The organism is Chryseobacterium camelliae (assembly GCF_002770595.1).
Lineage (GTDB): Bacteria > Bacteroidota > Bacteroidia > Flavobacteriales > Weeksellaceae > Chryseobacterium > Chryseobacterium camelliae.
In genome coordinates this window covers 3,316,876-3,332,016 of sequence record NZ_CP022986.1, presented here as the reverse complement: position 1 = coordinate 3,332,016, position 15,141 = coordinate 3,316,876, and the positions used below count along the sequence as shown (strand labels likewise).

General features: G+C 40.2%; 17 protein-coding genes. 2 read left to right on the top strand and 15 right to left on the bottom strand.

The window, feature by feature from the left end:
- Nucleotides 1–3 precede the first annotated feature (3 nt).
- The gene (greA, locus tag CGB83_RS15465) at nt 4–474 is read right to left on the bottom strand and encodes a transcription elongation factor GreA (RefSeq protein WP_100076615.1); all 471 of its coding nucleotides are present in this window, start codon (nt 472–474) and stop codon (nt 4–6) included.
- A 107-nt stretch (nt 475–581) separates the two neighbouring features.
- On the opposite strand from greA, the gene CGB83_RS15460 reads away from it, so the two are divergent.
- A complete protein-coding gene (locus CGB83_RS15460) occupies nt 582–1,034 on the top strand; it encodes a hypothetical protein (protein WP_100076614.1) in 453 nt (150 codons plus the stop codon).
- Nucleotides 1,034–1,483: a D-aminoacyl-tRNA deacylase gene (dtd, locus tag CGB83_RS15455; protein WP_100076613.1), complete on the top strand. Its 450-nt coding sequence runs from the start codon at nt 1,034–1,036 to the stop codon at nt 1,481–1,483. The genes CGB83_RS15460 and dtd overlap by 1 nt, the downstream gene beginning before the upstream one ends.
- 72 nt (nt 1,484–1,555) lie before the next feature.
- Here dtd and CGB83_RS15450 read toward each other — a convergent pair whose 3' ends face one another.
- The 14 genes from CGB83_RS15450 to CGB83_RS15385 all read right to left on the bottom strand — a co-directional run bounded on the left by CGB83_RS15450 (nt 1,556) and on the right by CGB83_RS15385 (nt 15,087).
- Nucleotides 1,556–2,068: a hypothetical protein gene (locus CGB83_RS15450; protein WP_100076612.1), complete on the bottom strand. Its 513-nt coding sequence runs from the start codon at nt 2,066–2,068 to the stop codon at nt 1,556–1,558.
- 41 nt (nt 2,069–2,109) lie between these two features.
- Nucleotides 2,110–2,649 carry a hypothetical protein gene (locus CGB83_RS15445; protein ID WP_100076611.1) on the bottom strand — a complete coding sequence of 180 codons (540 nt, stop codon included), beginning with the start codon at nt 2,647–2,649 and terminating at the stop codon, nt 2,110–2,112.
- Nucleotides 2,650–2,748: 99 nt separating this feature from the next.
- Complete coding sequence (locus tag CGB83_RS15440) at nt 2,749–4,119, bottom strand: DUF4153 domain-containing protein (RefSeq protein ID WP_100076610.1); 1,371 nt, start codon at nt 4,117–4,119, stop codon at nt 2,749–2,751.
- 54 nt (nt 4,120–4,173) lie between these two features.
- The gene (locus tag CGB83_RS15435) at nt 4,174–4,659 is read right to left on the bottom strand and encodes a Coq4 family protein (RefSeq protein ID WP_100076609.1); all 486 of its coding nucleotides are present in this window, start codon (nt 4,657–4,659) and stop codon (nt 4,174–4,176) included.
- A 2-nt stretch (nt 4,660–4,661) separates the two neighbouring features.
- Nucleotides 4,662–4,964 carry a hypothetical protein gene (locus CGB83_RS15430; protein WP_100076608.1) on the bottom strand — a complete coding sequence of 101 codons (303 nt, stop codon included), beginning with the start codon at nt 4,962–4,964 and terminating at the stop codon, nt 4,662–4,664.
- A 1-nt stretch (nt 4,965) separates the two neighbouring features.
- On the bottom strand, nt 4,966–5,805 hold the full coding sequence (locus CGB83_RS15425) for a metallophosphoesterase (RefSeq protein ID WP_100076607.1): 840 nt from the start codon (nt 5,803–5,805) through the stop codon (nt 4,966–4,968).
- A gap of 12 nt (nt 5,806–5,817) precedes the next feature.
- Nucleotides 5,818–6,105: a hypothetical protein gene (locus tag CGB83_RS15420; protein WP_100076606.1), complete on the bottom strand. Its 288-nt coding sequence runs from the start codon at nt 6,103–6,105 to the stop codon at nt 5,818–5,820.
- Nucleotides 6,106–6,156: 51 nt separating this feature from the next.
- Nucleotides 6,157–6,450 carry a winged helix-turn-helix domain-containing protein gene (locus CGB83_RS15415; RefSeq protein WP_100076605.1) on the bottom strand — a complete coding sequence of 98 codons (294 nt, stop codon included), beginning with the start codon at nt 6,448–6,450 and terminating at the stop codon, nt 6,157–6,159.
- 351 nt (nt 6,451–6,801) lie between these two features.
- Nucleotides 6,802–7,419 (bottom strand): hypothetical protein, encoded by a 618-nt coding sequence (locus CGB83_RS15410; protein ID WP_100076604.1) that lies wholly within the window; start codon nt 7,417–7,419, stop codon nt 6,802–6,804.
- A gap of 120 nt (nt 7,420–7,539) precedes the next feature.
- Complete coding sequence (locus tag CGB83_RS15405; protein ID WP_100077615.1) at nt 7,540–9,003, bottom strand: RagB/SusD family nutrient uptake outer membrane protein; 1,464 nt, start codon at nt 9,001–9,003, stop codon at nt 7,540–7,542.
- Between the two features lie 56 nt (nt 9,004–9,059).
- Nucleotides 9,060–12,011, bottom strand: a complete 2,952-nt coding sequence (locus tag CGB83_RS15400) for a SusC/RagA family TonB-linked outer membrane protein (protein WP_100076603.1) — start codon at nt 12,009–12,011, stop codon at nt 9,060–9,062.
- A 280-nt stretch (nt 12,012–12,291) separates the two neighbouring features.
- Nucleotides 12,292–13,056 carry an enoyl-CoA hydratase/isomerase family protein gene (locus CGB83_RS15395; protein ID WP_100076602.1) on the bottom strand — a complete coding sequence of 255 codons (765 nt, stop codon included), beginning with the start codon at nt 13,054–13,056 and terminating at the stop codon, nt 12,292–12,294.
- Nucleotides 13,057–13,635: 579 nt separating this feature from the next.
- A complete protein-coding gene (locus CGB83_RS15390; RefSeq protein ID WP_100076601.1) occupies nt 13,636–14,334 on the bottom strand; it encodes an SMUG2 DNA glycosylase family protein in 699 nt (232 codons plus the stop codon).
- A 15-nt stretch (nt 14,335–14,349) separates the two neighbouring features.
- Complete coding sequence (locus CGB83_RS15385) at nt 14,350–15,087, bottom strand: DUF4241 domain-containing protein (RefSeq protein ID WP_100077614.1); 738 nt, start codon at nt 15,085–15,087, stop codon at nt 14,350–14,352.
- Between the last annotated feature and the right edge of the window lie 54 nt (nt 15,088–15,141).

Genomic DNA, 15,141 nt, shown 5'->3' with positions numbered 1-15,141 from the left:
TGATTAAAGGCTGATATCCAGCACTTCAAAAGACAGTTTGTTTCCGTTCGGCAACACAATTTCTGCAGTCTCTCCTACCACTTTGCCCAGTAATCCTTTTGCTATAGGCGTATTCACCGAGATCTTACCGCTTTTCAGGTCACTTTCGTTATCCGGTACCAGAGTAAATACCTGCTGCTGCTGGGTTGCATTATTTTTCAACTTCACCGTAGTGAGGATGGAAACTTTTGAAGTATCAAGCTGGCTTTCATCGATAATTTTGGAACTTGCAATAGCATCCTTCAGTTTGGAAATCCTCATTTCGAGCATTCCCTGCGCTTCTTTGGCTGCATCGTATTCTGCATTTTCAGACAGGTCCCCTTTATCTCTCGCTTCTGCAATCTGCTGGGTAATCTTAGGTCTTTCAACAGTTTCCAGTTGTTCCAGCTCAGCCTTCATTTTCTCGAGTCCCTCCTTTGTTACATAGCTTGCCATAATTTTCAAAATTTAGTTTTAGTATAAAAAAATAATCCGACATTTGCCGGACAATGTTTTGTTGATATAATCGTTTAAGTTACAAATATATAAAAATTTAAATTGAAATGAAAAAAACTTTCGCAATCCTTTCAATTACCACCTTACTGATATTCAACGGCTTAATGATCCAATCCTGCGGCAACCGTGAAGATACGGTAAGCTGCTTTCCGAATAACCCTATCAATGTAACGCTGAACCTCAACCTTCCTGCTTACTATGCTTTGAACCAGGTGGGAAACTGGATGTACATCAACGAACAGCAGTCCGGAACCAAAGGATTGATTGTGGTAAGGGCTTCGGATACTACTTTTAAAATCTATGACCGGAATGCTCCTCATATCTGCCCTGACAATACTACCACGCTGGAAGTAAAAGACAACATCAAGGTTGTCTGCCCGAAAGATAACGCTACATGGATCCTGCTTACCGGCCAGCCTACCGCTGTAGCTAATATTCCTCCTAAAACATATCTGTATAATTATGATCCTTCAGGGAAAATTCTAAATATTTATTTTTAATGAAAGTCGTTATACAAAGAGTCTCAGAATCCAGTGTAAAGGTAAATGGAGAAATCGTGGGAGCTATCGGCCGCGGGCTGATGCTTTTGGTGGGCATAGATGAAAACGATTCTTTGGATGATGCCGACTGGCTGGTTCAAAAAATACTGAACCTCAGGATTTTTGGCGACGATGAAGGAAAAATGAATTTATCTGTAACGGATATAGCCGGGGAATTGCTGTGCATCAGTCAATTTACCCTCATGGCAGAGTACAGAAAAGGAAACCGCCCTTCATTCATCAGAGCGGCAAGACCTGATCAGGCAGTTCCGATATTTGAATATTTCAAGAAGGAATTAGCGAAATCCGGGTTTAAAACTGAAAGCGGCATATTCGGTGCCGATATGAAAGTATCGCTAGTCAATGACGGTCCTGTAACCATTGTAATGGACTCTGCTACCAAAAACTGATTCATTACCGATTACCATAAAAAAGTCTTTCAAAAAATGAAAGACTTTTTTATGAAATAAGCTTTTTACCTGTTAATTGGCAGGTACACTGCTGAAATTGAGGGCAATTCTCAGGTTCATATCTGAGCTGGTCTGATTTTTCAGTTCATAAACCGTCCTTACGGTGAGGCCTGAGCTCTTAACGACCTCATCCAAAAAGCCGGAAGTGCTAAGGTCCAGATTAAGGCTTGCAGCATCAGTAGAAATATTGGATCTGGATGCCACCAACTTTTCGCCGGTCCCGTTTGAAGAGATATATACTTTAACGGACTTAAGCGCATTCAGTGTACCACCAGCCGGCGATACAACAGATATTTTAGCGTCTGAAATCCTCACATCTTTAATTTTCGCATCGTTATTACCCCCAAACCAGGTCTGTACATTGGAAGCAGTCGCTGTAGATGAAACTTCCTTATCAGCAGGAACCCCTGTTGAAATCAGAACATTGGCCGTATAGGGGAAAGTATTCTGGACCAGAGATTGTACGGTCCCACAGCTTACCAGTACAACAGAGGCAGCGGCGGCTGTTAACAGTATATTTTTCATAATATTGAATTTTAAAATGTCTTTGCAGAAATTATACCAACTTATTCCACACTAACTGTAAAGTCACCTTTCACATCCCCTTCCGCCATCTGATCTTTTCCGATGATCAGCCATACTTCACCTTTACTTTTGATATCATACGTCAGATCCCTGCCAAAAGGCCCGTCATAGTCGCCATTAGGAAGCCTGATCTGGTTAAACCGTATGTTAAAATCTTTTTGCCGGGTACTGATTTTAGCATTAATTTTTGACTGGTCAACATTACTTATTTTCAGGATAAGCTTCTGGTTCTGATCCGTAAACTGCTCCCCGACAGTGAAAGGCAGTTGGGAGGCATCCATTGTCCTGATAATTTCCCCATTCTTAACCTCTCTCATTACCCCTGTTCTGAGCACTTCCTTGGTCGCCGGAGCATTATTGATGATAGAATCTTTTTTTCTTAAAGCTATGGAATCTGCCATCGGCTGAGTCTGGGTCTGCTCTGTTACCACAGATGAATCCTGATTTGCTGTTTCTGTTTTTTCTTTCTCTTTTTTGCATGACAGCAGCAGCAAAGGAATCAATACGAAGTATTTTTTCATAAGTGTTGTTTTTAAATGATACAATAAGATTTAGGCATGCGAAAACTGTTCCAACCTCTGAAGCGACAAGGACTAACTGAAAGACCTGTCGTTCTTTTCTTACCGGACAGAACGGTAATATAACACCTGTGAAAGGAAGCTTTCTTTCTCATGTTTTTGTATCTCTTCCAGAATTTCATTTTTCAATGGATCTTTGTGGTTTCTTTCGGCATATTCCAGAAGTATTTTTTCATTGAAATTCACGGAAGTCTTGTGAAAATCCGGATTGAAATTTTCACGCCGGACATTCTGCCGGGTAATAAATCCACCCCAATTGAAGAAGCTGCAAGCCAGGATCACAGCATACGCAAACCATGCCATGCTGTTGAACAAGAATATATTTTTCTTCTGACGCTGAATTTTAATGAACATCAACATCAGCCCTATTAGAGAAAGAACAAGGAAAGCGCTTACACCAAGCCTTTTATAAGTATACCCGTATTGCATGATGTATTCAGTATTTTTAGCCATGGCGGAAATAATAAGTATGGCATTCAGCAGGATCCATATCTTTGCCAGAGATTTCAGCATGCCTGCCTTCGGGTCAAAGTTAAAAGCAGATTTAAAATAAAACATCATAACCAAGACAGCCATGATAATAGACAGGATGACGGCATTTACCCTTTCATGGGTCTCTTCCGAAAGCTTTGCCGCTGCTTTACTGCTTTCATAGAACTGTTCATAATTGTACGTAACAATAAAAAAGACCAGAAGGATATTCAGGAGCAGGAATGACATAACTCCGCTTGCCCGCTCCGCTTCAAGATCAAAGAATGAATAGGTGGGCTTCAGCACTTTCTCCTTGTTTTCAAAATCATTGCTCAGCCGCATGTTCTGCTTATATATCAGTTTTTCGACAGCATAATTCCAGTAATTGAATGCGATAAAAAATCCCAGTACGGCAATGCACAGAAGCTGCCATATATCCAGATCCCACTCGTATCCGCTGAAAAGTTCAGCAAAATGATGGCTTCCCGCTGTATAAATCCCGAAGAAAATGCTGACCAGCACCAAGGGAATCATCACCCATGCAAACATCTTCTGCCAGAACCCGGGAATATTCTTTTTGGGAAGCCATTCTTCAAAACTGAAAAAACGGCATATTGAAGTAAAAGTATTGACTATAAACACAGGGATAAGCAACAGGATTTTCATCCGCCTGTTTTTTGACCTGTACGACAGTAACAGCAGGGAGCTTACCACTGCAAGAAATGAAGCGAAATCACCGTACCACGCAAATGCAAGGCCCGATGTGAGAGAAGCTATCATCGAAACAAAAAATGTTTTTGTCCTGTTTTTTACCGGTGTCCTGATTACAGTAAGTATAGCATAAATGATGCAGAGCATCCCTAAATTAAGCCCTACATTTTCGTTGTAGAACAAAGCGACAAATAAGGCAGTAGTAAGAAATATATAGTGATGTGTTTTCATAATTTTAGAATTGAATTGATGATTACGGGTTTTCGGATTTACCTATAGTGTCCATCAGTGTAAAACCGCTGTATTCTTCCGGAAGATAAAATCTTTCAGGTGTTCAAAATTCTGCCAGAGCAATGTTTCGAAGTCCCAATCGTAAAATTTCCGCATCATTTTTCCTTTTTGGTAAGATTGGCGATAGCGTGGTACATATTCAGGCAGGATCAGGGTTCCAAGGACAATAGCAGCTAAAAGATGTGCATTCAGCTTCCCGTTTCCCAGGAGTAGGTACTGCATGGCAATTTCATCTTCAAAACGGGTACTGCAGCCGGTGATGAGATGATGGACATCATGGTCTTCCATTTTGGGGATCATGCTGAATCCGTGCTTTTCATAGAATTCTCCCAGTTGCCTTCCTAAGGAACCTTTATGAAACTCCAGCAGCTGTTTTTCATTGAACTGCCATTGCCTTTTTTTCCTTTTAAAACAGGTCCTGTACAGTTTCTGGGTTCTGTTATAAATCAGCAACAGAAACCTTATACGTATTTTTTTCATACTTAAAATGTTAGAATTGAAATTCCGATAAAGAAGTATAGAATGGCAATCGGGATATTGATGAGGATGATCATCACCGCCTTCATGCAGTCACTGCGCCGGTGTATATCAATCCAGGCATAGACTAAAATAGCTGCAACAATCAGCAGGTTGATCATTGATCCGAAAATCAGCAACATAAATCCGCCGACTGCGAATTCATCATTTTTGCTTATGATATAGCCTATCATGCTGATATTCCCGAGGATAAAGAACAGCCAGAATACTGACTTTCCTAATGTTATTACAGATTGATCGTTCATCATTTTATGATTGGGTTAAAGTAAAAAGTGTAATTTCAGGACGGACCATGAAGCGGACCTGAAAAGAATGCCCCAAGGCCCGGTTGATGTACAGCATCCTTCCGTCATGGAGATCGATGGCACCGGATACATATCTTTTGTTCTTCACGGGAAGAACAGGAGTGATCACACCGGGAATCCGGCACTGTCCGCCATGCGTGTGGCCGCTCAGAATCCACCCCTGATATCCGTTCCATACATCCAGGTCACACGCATTCGGATTATGGCACAAGACAATACCGGCTTTCGATGGATCATAATCTTTCATGACGTCCATGGGTCTGAAATTGGGCGACCAAAGATCTTCAAAGCCGATAAAGCGGAGTCCTTCATATTCCTGTTGGGTATTTTTCAGAATGGTAATTGCTTTATTTTCAAGCACCGTACAGATACGCTCTGTTATGCTGAGGTCACTCCAGTTTTTCCCGTAATCATGATTGCCTAAGATGCCTAAAGTAGCGATCTTACCCTTGACTGCATGTTCCATTACCTGCTCCAGCGATGAAATTTCTTCCGGTGTGCCGAGGTTCACATAATCACCGGTGTACACCACAAAATCCGGATCATAATCTCTGGCTTTCGTAAAGGCATCAATAATAAAATGCCAGTCGAACCTGCTCCCTACATGCAGATCCGAAATCTGCATTAGTATCTTACCTTCCAAGTGGCCGGGAAGATTTTTTACCGGGAGTTTCCTTTCTACAAATTCAAGCCAGAAGGGCTCTACCTGCCAGGAATACAGAGCCGGTAACACGCCCGCCATGGCCAGCAGAGAAGCTTTTTTGATAAATGTTTTCCTTGTCATGGCTCAATGGATTTAGCTACCGGCCAGCGGAGTCCCGAAAATCCCAACAGCAAGCTCTGCCCATATTAGCGCTAAAGCGACCAGCGCTAAACAGCAAATCATTATTCTCAATATGGGTTTAGTGACCCTGCTTACAATAAGGTGAATGAGACCAACAGTACCCCAAAGCATTACGGCCGCTATAAGAAAATCATATCCTGACCAGTTAACTTCTGAGGACATCAGATTCCCAACCAGCGGGATACAAAGCAGTAAGGCTGGTGCCATGTATAAGCCTACTAAATTTCTTTTTTTTGACATATTATTTTATTTAAAAGTACTTTGAATTACAAAGTTAATTGGTAAAAAAATTTATTTGTTTGCTAACAGTTTTTCAAGTGCATTCAGATGTTCCGTAAAAGCTTCTCTTCCTTTCTGGGTCACCCTGTAAGAAGTCTTGGGCTTTTTCCCGACAAATTCCTTCTTTACTTCAATATACTCCGATTTTTCAAGCGCATTGCTGTGGCTCGCAAGATTGCCGTCGGTAATTTCCAGCAGGCTTTTCATTTCGGAAAAATCAACCCAGTCGTTCACCATCAGCACAGACATAATGCCCAGCCTTACACGACTTTCAAATTCTTTATTGAGTTGACTGATATTAATCATTGTACTTGTATCCTGTTCATTCTAAAGTAATCATCCACTGCCCCTCAACAACAATCATTTTACTTGGTTTCCAGATATTCAATTGTTACAAAATCCTGATTTTAAGTATTGATATTCTGGCTAATATACTGTTCCTATCTGATGCTGTTGTATACAAAACATCCTTAATGATACTATTGACAGAGGTTTGGTATTCATATTTTCTTCTCAGATGAATCTTCGGTTGCTAAACTTTATAATTTCCTGTATTCTTTTAATTTTTACAGCTGAAAAACACGGTCATAAAAAAGGCCTGAATCATACAGCTGCAAAAATAACAATAAAAAATAGGATGTATTTTTCCACAGCGCCTTATTTATATTTTTTATGCATAATCAGACCATATATTATATGTAAAAATCCAAACCCAATCGTCCAGAAAATCAATCCCCAACCTAAAAAGAAAAGGGAAATCAAACCTAAGGCAATCTGGCAATATCCTAAATATTTTATATCTGTTAATGTATATCGTTCTGCGCTTACCAGGGCTAAACCATAAAAGATCAGTGTTGCGGGCGCAACAAAAACAAAAAGATGATGAAACAGAAGCGCCAGGGAAAATATTCCTCCCGTTAATAACGGTATTGAAAAACTTATCAGAAGCCTCCTGGTAGTAGCATCCCATATTTTCAATCCTTTCTTCCTGCTTTTAGTGGCTGTAAAAAAATATCCGCTGAGGAGTGCCGCTACAAGAATAAGGACAGCTACCCAAATCAGTTCCCGGATTAATTCAGCATGAAAAATATTACGGTCACCTTCAAGATAGTCAATACCCTCCTTCTTCAACCTGAAATATACATATACAGCTCCTGCAATTGCTGAAACACCGGCAAAAACACCGGAAAGCCCACTTAATGATATGAACCTTGAGGAACGTTCCATCATAGAACGGATATGGGAAAGGTCTTCATGATAATTTTTAGCATCCATAAAAAGAACTTTGAAATACAAAGTTATAATTTTATTTTAAATAACAAAATATTTTTCAATAAAAAACTCCGCTTAAAAAGCGGAGTAGCAATATTAAATCTGTTTGTTAATATAAAAATCCTAAAGTGGATTTTGTTCTATCAGCGGATTAGCATTGATTTCAGTTCTTGGAATTAAGTATTGCCATCTGTTATCAGTGTTGCTTACAGTCAGGACATTATTGACTACCACAGCTGAATGATTTGCCCCGGTCCTGTCAAGTCCCTGATTCAGTCTTTTAAGATCTAAGAACCTGAACCCTTCTCCCCAGAATTCTATTCTCCGGTTATTGAGAATCTCTGTAATATAAGCAGCCCCGGTTGTAACAGCCCCGGTATATGAAGGATTTCTGTTCTGCATAAACTGGTTAAAAACTATTTTAGAGTTAATTTCATCATTGGACCTTGCCAATGCTTCCGCTTCTATCAGGTACATTTCTGCAGCTCTCATATACGGCACATCCAGACGACTGTCTGATACACTTGCAGATAAAAATTTCTGACTTGTATAAGGGAATTTTGAAAATGTGGAAGGAAGCGATAAAGATGTGTGGGCTCCTGTAGGATCAACAACCTTAGTGCGCACATCTGTAGACGGGAACATGGCAAAGAGTTTACTGTTCATAGCTTTTGGAGCCTGTCTTATATTTGTGGAATTGTAGTTCCTCGACATATATGCACCAAAATTCCCAAAGTAATCTGTCTGATCCGCGATGATCGTAGCTCCCCACATCCACTCTCCATTACCTTCAAGATTATTAAAGCCGGACATATAGGTAGCGTTGCTCATAAGAGAAAATCCGTTTCTGGCCAGCTTCGCAGAAGAGGCTGCAAGAGCATAATTTCCTTGTGTAAGGGCAACTCTGGCTCTAAGTCCCAAAACGACTTTGTCATTAAAATGAGACTTCGATGTCCTAGTACTGGATAATCTGCTCAAAGCCTCAGCAAGATCATTATTGATCTGCGTATAAACTTCTTCAACAGTATTCCTTTTCATGGGAACTTCATCAGGCGTTAAACGAATAGGAACCCCCAGTTGAGTATTGTTTGTTGCAGGAACATATCGCTTACCATACATCTGGACAAGCATGTAGTGGCAAAATGCCCTGAATGCATACGCTTCGCCTATAGCCTGTTTAACAACTGCCTCCTCTGAGGAGTTTACTGTTGGAACATTGGGACCGTTTTTTATAACTAAGTTTGCATTCCTTATTAAAGCATAGTAAAACTGATACGGATATAAATCATTTGAGGCATTCTCATTAACCTGATCCTGCCAACGCACAGTAGAAACATACCAGTTATTACCCGTTGATGGAAATACAAGGTCTTCTCCCAAAGCATCCATCATGATCATGATACCTCCCTGTCCGTTCTGGCCCTGATTGGAATTTTGCCTGTAATACATATTCCGGTGCATTCCACTAATGATGGCCGCCAGATTTGAAGCGCTTGAATAGGCTGCATCTTCAGAAACTGCTGTAGTAGGGTCTGTTTCAAGATAATCGCTGCTACAGGAAACTGTAAAACCGTTTAAAGAGATCATGCACGCTAATAATGCAATTTTTTTATATTTCTTAATATTTTTCATAATATTTTCAATTAGAATGATAAATTAAACCCTATTGTAATAATTCTTGCAGGAGTGTACCTGTTGGTAGTGGTCCCGTTAAATGACTGAGTCGGTTCCAGGCCTTTTCTAGCCGTTTTACTCCAGAGGTTCTCTCCGGACACCAGGATCCTGAAAGCAGTTAAGCCGTATTGAGAAATATCTGTCGGGTTAAAACTATAAGACAATCCGGCCTGTCGCAAAGAAATAAAATCAGATTTCACCAACCATCGTGATGAAGCAGCATTAGAACTTACATATGTTGAAGAATTCAATGCAGGGACATCGGTAATTTGTCCCGGAGTTGTCCACCTGTTTAAAATATCAGTACTCAAAGCACTTCCCTGCGGATAACTTGACATCAGCGACTGATAGTTTGTATCATAAGTCATTCCACCCAGCTGGTAGGTAAACATGGCGGATAGCGACCATTGCTTAAAGGTGAACGCTGTACCAAAACTACCAAACAAATCTGGTATTGCCGTTCCTGAATAATCATATTTCGCTTTGTTAAAGTTGGTCGTCACCAATGTCCCGTTTACGGTTCTGATATCAGAAGCAGTTGTTCCTGCATAGGTATCCGCAACCAAAAAGAGAGGGGAACCATCCGCAGGATCTACTCCATACCATTGTCTCAACCAATAGTCATAGATAGAATGACCTACAGATATTTTTTTACTTCCATTGATGATTTCAGTGATGCCACTAGAAAGTTCTGTAATCTGATTTTTAAGCGTTGATGCATTGGCGTTGACGTTCCAGGTAAAACTTTCAGTCTTTATGATATCTGCATTGATCGTAAATTCGAAACCGCGATTATACATAGTCCCGACATTCTTACTGATGCTATTTCCCGGAACACCTCCGGAAACCGGCAATGGTACAGGAAAAATTAAGTCATCCGTAATTCTGTTGTAATATTCCGCAGTACCGGTAATCCTTCCGCCAAAAAGACCAAAATCAACTCCCAGATCTGTCTGTTTATTCGTTTCCCAAGTAATGGTAGGATCAGCCAGGAAACCGAATAAAATACCTGGTTCGGAAGCATTGTTATAGCCTAGGCTGTAGGTACTTTTATACATATAGTAGCTGTTTGTTCCGTCATTTCCTACCTCACCATAGGAACCCCTTAATTTCAGTTCGCTTACAAATCTCGAATCGGATAAAAAGTCTTCGCCTTTGATTCTCCACCCGGCACCAACAGACCAGAATGAATGCCATCTCACATCTTCTTTAAACCTTGATGATGCATCCCACCGGATGGACCCGGATAGAAGATACTTAGAATCATAATCATAGTTTAACCTGGAAAATACACTTTCCTTTCTGTAATTATCGGTTTGAGATGTCAAAGACGTCGGCGTTACGAAATTGATAAGATCATCATTGTTATCCACGGTCTGCCCCTGCTTGTAGCCATACATATATTCGTACATGTATTTGTAATTTTCATGTCCTAATAAATATTCAAAATTGTGGGAACCGAATTTTCTTTTGTAATTCAATAACTGATTAAAGGTAAGCGTCTGTTCAGTATATGTAGATTTTTCAGCAGCTCCTGCAGGCGCCGCGTCTCCAATAATTTTATTGATGTATCTGCCTCTTCTGTTGTTTCTGATATCATACCCTACATTGGTGGATAACGTCAGGTACGGATCTACCTTAACCTCAGCATAAGCTCTGGAGATAATATAATAGTTTTTTGAAATATCTCTGTTCAGAAGAGTTTCCTGAATAACATTCCTTCCTGCCGCCGCATCTGCGCCCCTTGCGCTGCCGGCATCATACATTATATTACCAGCTGCATCATATAATGTTGCAAAAGTATTGGGATCATGGGCATACGGACTATAAATTGGTCCCATTGTCCTCGTCCAGCTGTAAGGATTGATATATGATGAATTATTGTCTGCTCCATCTAATGAATTATTACCATTGGAGGATACCCCGCTGATACTCGTTCCTAATTTTAACCAGCTTTTAAGTTGAGAATCCACTTTCAGCCTTGCTGTAAATCTTTCAAAATCAGACTTTACAAGATAGCCGGTCTCATTCGTATAACTTACAGAAGAAAAATAAGTTGTTTTATTGCTTCCTCCACTATAGTTTAATTCATAATTCTGTCTGAAACCGGTTTTAATCAATGGTTTCTGCCAATCCAGATCTGTATATTTCAATTGTGCATTAGGATTAAGGATCCCATCTATTACCAGGGCATTATCTGCAACATTAAATACGTTGGTTTTAAGAACACCTGAGATCAAATTATTGGTTGCAAATGTATTGGCAGCGGCAAGACCTAAAGTCGGATTTGTTGCAAATCTTCCATTTCTCATAGCCTCCCAAACGAGTGGATAGTACTGATAAACATCTACTCTGTCATATTCTGGAATTGACCTTCCTACATACCCTGTACTCATGCTGAAATTAAGAGCATCGGTACCTTTCCTACCGGATTTTGTTGTTATTAAAACCACACCATTAGCAGCAGCCGACCCATATAAAGAGGTTGAGGCCGCATCTTTTAGAATATTAAAAGATGCGATATCGTTAGGATTAAGCGCAGAAAGGGAACCTGTATAAATAACACCGTCAACAACATATAAAGGCGACGTAGATATCCCATAAGATCCGATACCTCTGATCTGAATATTCGGAGCACTTCCAGGCTGACCTGTACTCGCAGCAATTTTTACTCCTGCACTGGCACCATCCAATGCCTGACCTATATTAGAAATAGGACGGTCTGCGAACTGCTTCGCCTTAACTTCAGTATTTGAGCCAACCAACGTCTCTTTTCTTTGAGATCCATAGGCTACAATAACTACTTCATCAATCTGTTTTTCCTTAGCTGCTGTATCACTTTTTGTTCTCTGGGCATCTGCGAAATGCATGCCCGAAAAAAATAGTACAGCAGTAGTAACTAGTGACAATTTAATTTTCATAATTTATAATATGTTTAACAACAGCAAATATGTTAATAATTATTAACAAATGCAAATTAATGTTAAATATATATATTATAAATAAATTAAATAACCTATAAATATCAATTAATCAAGTAATCCACCGTAATTATAACAGTTCAGCAATTACAAAACTAACAACCGTTCGTTTGATTTGACTGCATATTATTCCGATCTATCCAAAAAAATAGCTGACTGATATCTACTTAGTAAATACCCCTCAGCTATTTTTATAAAGCTAAATTGATCTGAAAAAGAGTTATTTCACCCTCAGTCGTTCCTTAATGGCCTCAATACTTTTTTTGGCAGAATCTTCAAGGATCAGGCTTGCGCTCATATGGATCCTTGCCGGCATCAGTTCATTGAAGTGATCCGTACCCTCCCAGGAAACTTTTTTTATCAGTGCCAAAGCATCCTGGCTTCTGGAAGACAGGGTTTGAAGGAATTTTTCCAGCCTGGAGTCCATTTCGGCAATATTGTCTGATACGGAATGGTAGATATTATGCTGTTCTGCCCATTCCGCAGACCTGAAATCAGCATCAATGGCCATCGCAGAAAACTGGGATTTACCGATTTTCCGTTCCACATAAGGTCCGATGACAAACGGTCCGATTCCCAGATTGATTTCCGTTAATGCTAAAGCGGAGTCTTTAGTGGCAAAACAATAATCGGCACCGCATGCAATACCTACGCCTCCACCGGTCGTTTTTCCCTGAACCCTTACTACAACAATCTTTCCGCAGTTCCTCATTGCATTGAGTACTTTGGCAAAGCCCCCGAAAAACTGCCGGGACTTTTCCAGCTCCCCGATTTCCAGCAGCTCGTCAAAACTGGCGCCTGCACAGAATGCCTTTTCACCTTCACTTTTAATCAGGATAGCCTTAACTTCTTCTCTTGCCCCTTCTTCTAAAATAGTTTGCGCAAGCTTTTCAAGTATAATCCCAGGAAGCGAATTGCTCTTTGGTGTTCCGAAAGTAATTTCCGCGATATGGTTTTTCAGTTCTGATACTACAAATTCATTCATTTCTTATGTCTATTGGATTTTTACAAAAATACTAATTAGGCCAGCACAAGAGATCATCATTGACCATAATAATTGCCCATTTTTTTTAAACTTTATTCCGTATAAATACGCAATACCACATTGAGTTATTTATACTGAACCTTTTCATTTCCGAACGGCATATTTTTGAACTGTTCATTTATACTGAATGACTATCAGGATCTGGTCTGTCATTGACGATAATGGATCTAAACACGAGCACTTTTATTACCCATATGTAAAGTGTCTATCACTAAACAACTGAAGTCTCCGGATATTTCCGGCGGCTTTTTTTATTGATCATTGCTGATTCCGGTGATGGTCAGATACAGACCTTCAATGTCGGGGCAAATGTTCAGTCCGTATAAATACGCAATGCTGAATCCGGTATTTATACGCTAACCAAGTCCATTCTGAAACCTTTACTTTGTGATCAGAATAAAATGTTCCTCAAACAACAGTACACAGCTTATAAAACGAACTAATAACCATGAAAACTTTATAAGCAGAGATCGGACGATAAGATTCTAATACATAAATGAGACGTGAAGCCCCGGACAATTAATTCGGGGCTTCACTTTTTAGTGCCAGTATATATTTATCAATATAGAAAGCTTTTTCTTTCGATTTATACTGCTGTATGTATCTCGGATGTTCCAGGACCGTAATTGTATCAAACAGATCGGCGTCCTGGTTGATCTTTGCAATAAAATCCGCATTCTTTTTACCCATGATAAAAATTTCGGAGGAATCGAGGTTCAGGCTGAGGTGCTTTTTCAAGGAATCGATCATAAAATCCTTTACGGCAGCGAACAGCGCTTTGTCATCATAATAATTGGCATTTACCCAACCGCTCTTCGATTTCCTCACAATGGCCAGCGGAAAAGGGGAATTAATGTAGATGTCACGGTAAAATTCCTCGGCACCTCCATATTCAGCAATCATATCGTAAACAAACACCGACGAAACTTCATGCGTATAGGCTGACGCCATCTTAATTCCGCATATGCTTTCCAGCCTTTTGGTATCCGTAAACGGAACTCCGGTAACTCCGGAACCGTGACGGCTGGGGTTAATGCCTAAAATAAATTTCCGCCGGTTGGAGTCATTATAATATTTACGGTAAAACCGTTGCATTACCTCGAGGGTTTCAGGATTATCCAGATACGGATTCATGACCATGAAATCATCAGGAAGGCTTCCACTGTAATGAAGGGTTTTATTAAATTCGATGACCTGCTCTGCAAAAGTTCCTTTCATATCGGGATATAAAATTTAAACAACACCGTCATCTTCCTCTTCATCATCACTTAATGCCAATTCAATATCGATGAACTGAATATACAATCCACAGATACGGTTGTTTTCATCATAGGCAAAATAGACCGGATAGCCGCCGTCGCCGAAACCGCTGGCAAACATCGGGATCTGATAGGCCGTCCCGGGAATGGTCCAGTTGATCCAGTCACCGCCCTTCCGCTGATTATCGGGATACGATTCATAACTTTTCCTGAACAGTTCCGCAAAATAATCATCATACAGATTATCTGCATTGAGTTCTTTTACAAAACGATCAAAAGCAGGCAGAACTTCAGCATCGGTAATGCAGGCCAGGCCGGCATCCACGTGAAATCCGAAATAATCATCCTGCTGTACGCCTTCAAGATTTTCATTCCCTATTAAAGCTTCCTGATACAATACCGGCCTTTCATCAGAAAACTTTACCTTAACCGCAGCGTACCGGTTGCCCCATTCCTCAGACTTTACCACGGCAATGGTAACCGGAAAATTTCCTTTGGGAGCATCTTTGAAGTAAGGTTTCTGATTCGCATCCAAAAAGACAAGCGGATCTCTCACGACTACTTTACCCGAAGGCAGAGATACATTTCCCATTTCAAGAATTTCAATAGGCTGTCCCAAAATTTCTGTTGAGGTAAAATACGATTCCAGATCAGTAGGGCAAACCAGAATATGTTTCGCATTTTCCCATTGCTGCATCCATTCTGCGTTCATGTTCTTATTGTATTTATTGATTATACCCTGAAAATAAGGAATAAAAACAGGTTG

Bases quoted from the DNA above. Each gene is read 5' to 3' on its own strand.
- greA (WP_100076615.1), bottom strand. From the start codon at position 474: ATGGCAAGCTATGTAACAAAGGAGGGACTCGAGAAAATGAAGGCTGAG.
- CGB83_RS15460 (WP_100076614.1), top strand. From the start codon at position 582: ATGAAAAAAACTTTCGCAATCCTTTCAATTACCACCTTACTGATATTC.
- dtd (WP_100076613.1), top strand. From the start codon at position 1,034: ATGAAAGTCGTTATACAAAGAGTCTCAGAATCCAGTGTAAAGGTAAAT.
- CGB83_RS15450 (WP_100076612.1), bottom strand. From the start codon at position 2,068: ATGAAAAATATACTGTTAACAGCCGCCGCTGCCTCTGTTGTACTGGTA.
- CGB83_RS15445 (WP_100076611.1), bottom strand. From the start codon at position 2,649: ATGAAAAAATACTTCGTATTGATTCCTTTGCTGCTGCTGTCATGCAAA.
- CGB83_RS15440 (WP_100076610.1), bottom strand. From the start codon at position 4,119: ATGAAAACACATCACTATATATTTCTTACTACTGCCTTATTTGTCGCT.
- CGB83_RS15435 (WP_100076609.1), bottom strand. From the start codon at position 4,659: ATGAAAAAAATACGTATAAGGTTTCTGTTGCTGATTTATAACAGAACC.
- CGB83_RS15430 (WP_100076608.1), bottom strand. From the start codon at position 4,964: ATGATGAACGATCAATCTGTAATAACATTAGGAAAGTCAGTATTCTGG.
- CGB83_RS15425 (WP_100076607.1), bottom strand. From the start codon at position 5,805: ATGACAAGGAAAACATTTATCAAAAAAGCTTCTCTGCTGGCCATGGCG.
- CGB83_RS15420 (WP_100076606.1), bottom strand. From the start codon at position 6,105: ATGTCAAAAAAAAGAAATTTAGTAGGCTTATACATGGCACCAGCCTTA.
- CGB83_RS15415 (WP_100076605.1), bottom strand. From the start codon at position 6,450: ATGATTAATATCAGTCAACTCAATAAAGAATTTGAAAGTCGTGTAAGG.
- CGB83_RS15410 (WP_100076604.1), bottom strand. From the start codon at position 7,419: ATGGATGCTAAAAATTATCATGAAGACCTTTCCCATATCCGTTCTATG.
- CGB83_RS15405 (WP_100077615.1), bottom strand. From the start codon at position 9,003: ATGATCTCTTTAAACGGTTTTACAGTTTCCTGTAGCAGCGATTATCTT.
- CGB83_RS15400 (WP_100076603.1), bottom strand. From the start codon at position 12,011: ATGAAAATTAAATTGTCACTAGTTACTACTGCTGTACTATTTTTTTCG.
- CGB83_RS15395 (WP_100076602.1), bottom strand. From the start codon at position 13,056: ATGAATGAATTTGTAGTATCAGAACTGAAAAACCATATCGCGGAAATT.
- CGB83_RS15390 (WP_100076601.1), bottom strand. From the start codon at position 14,334: ATGAAAGGAACTTTTGCAGAGCAGGTCATCGAATTTAATAAAACCCTT.
- CGB83_RS15385 (WP_100077614.1), bottom strand. From the start codon at position 15,087: ATGAACGCAGAATGGATGCAGCAATGGGAAAATGCGAAACATATTCTG.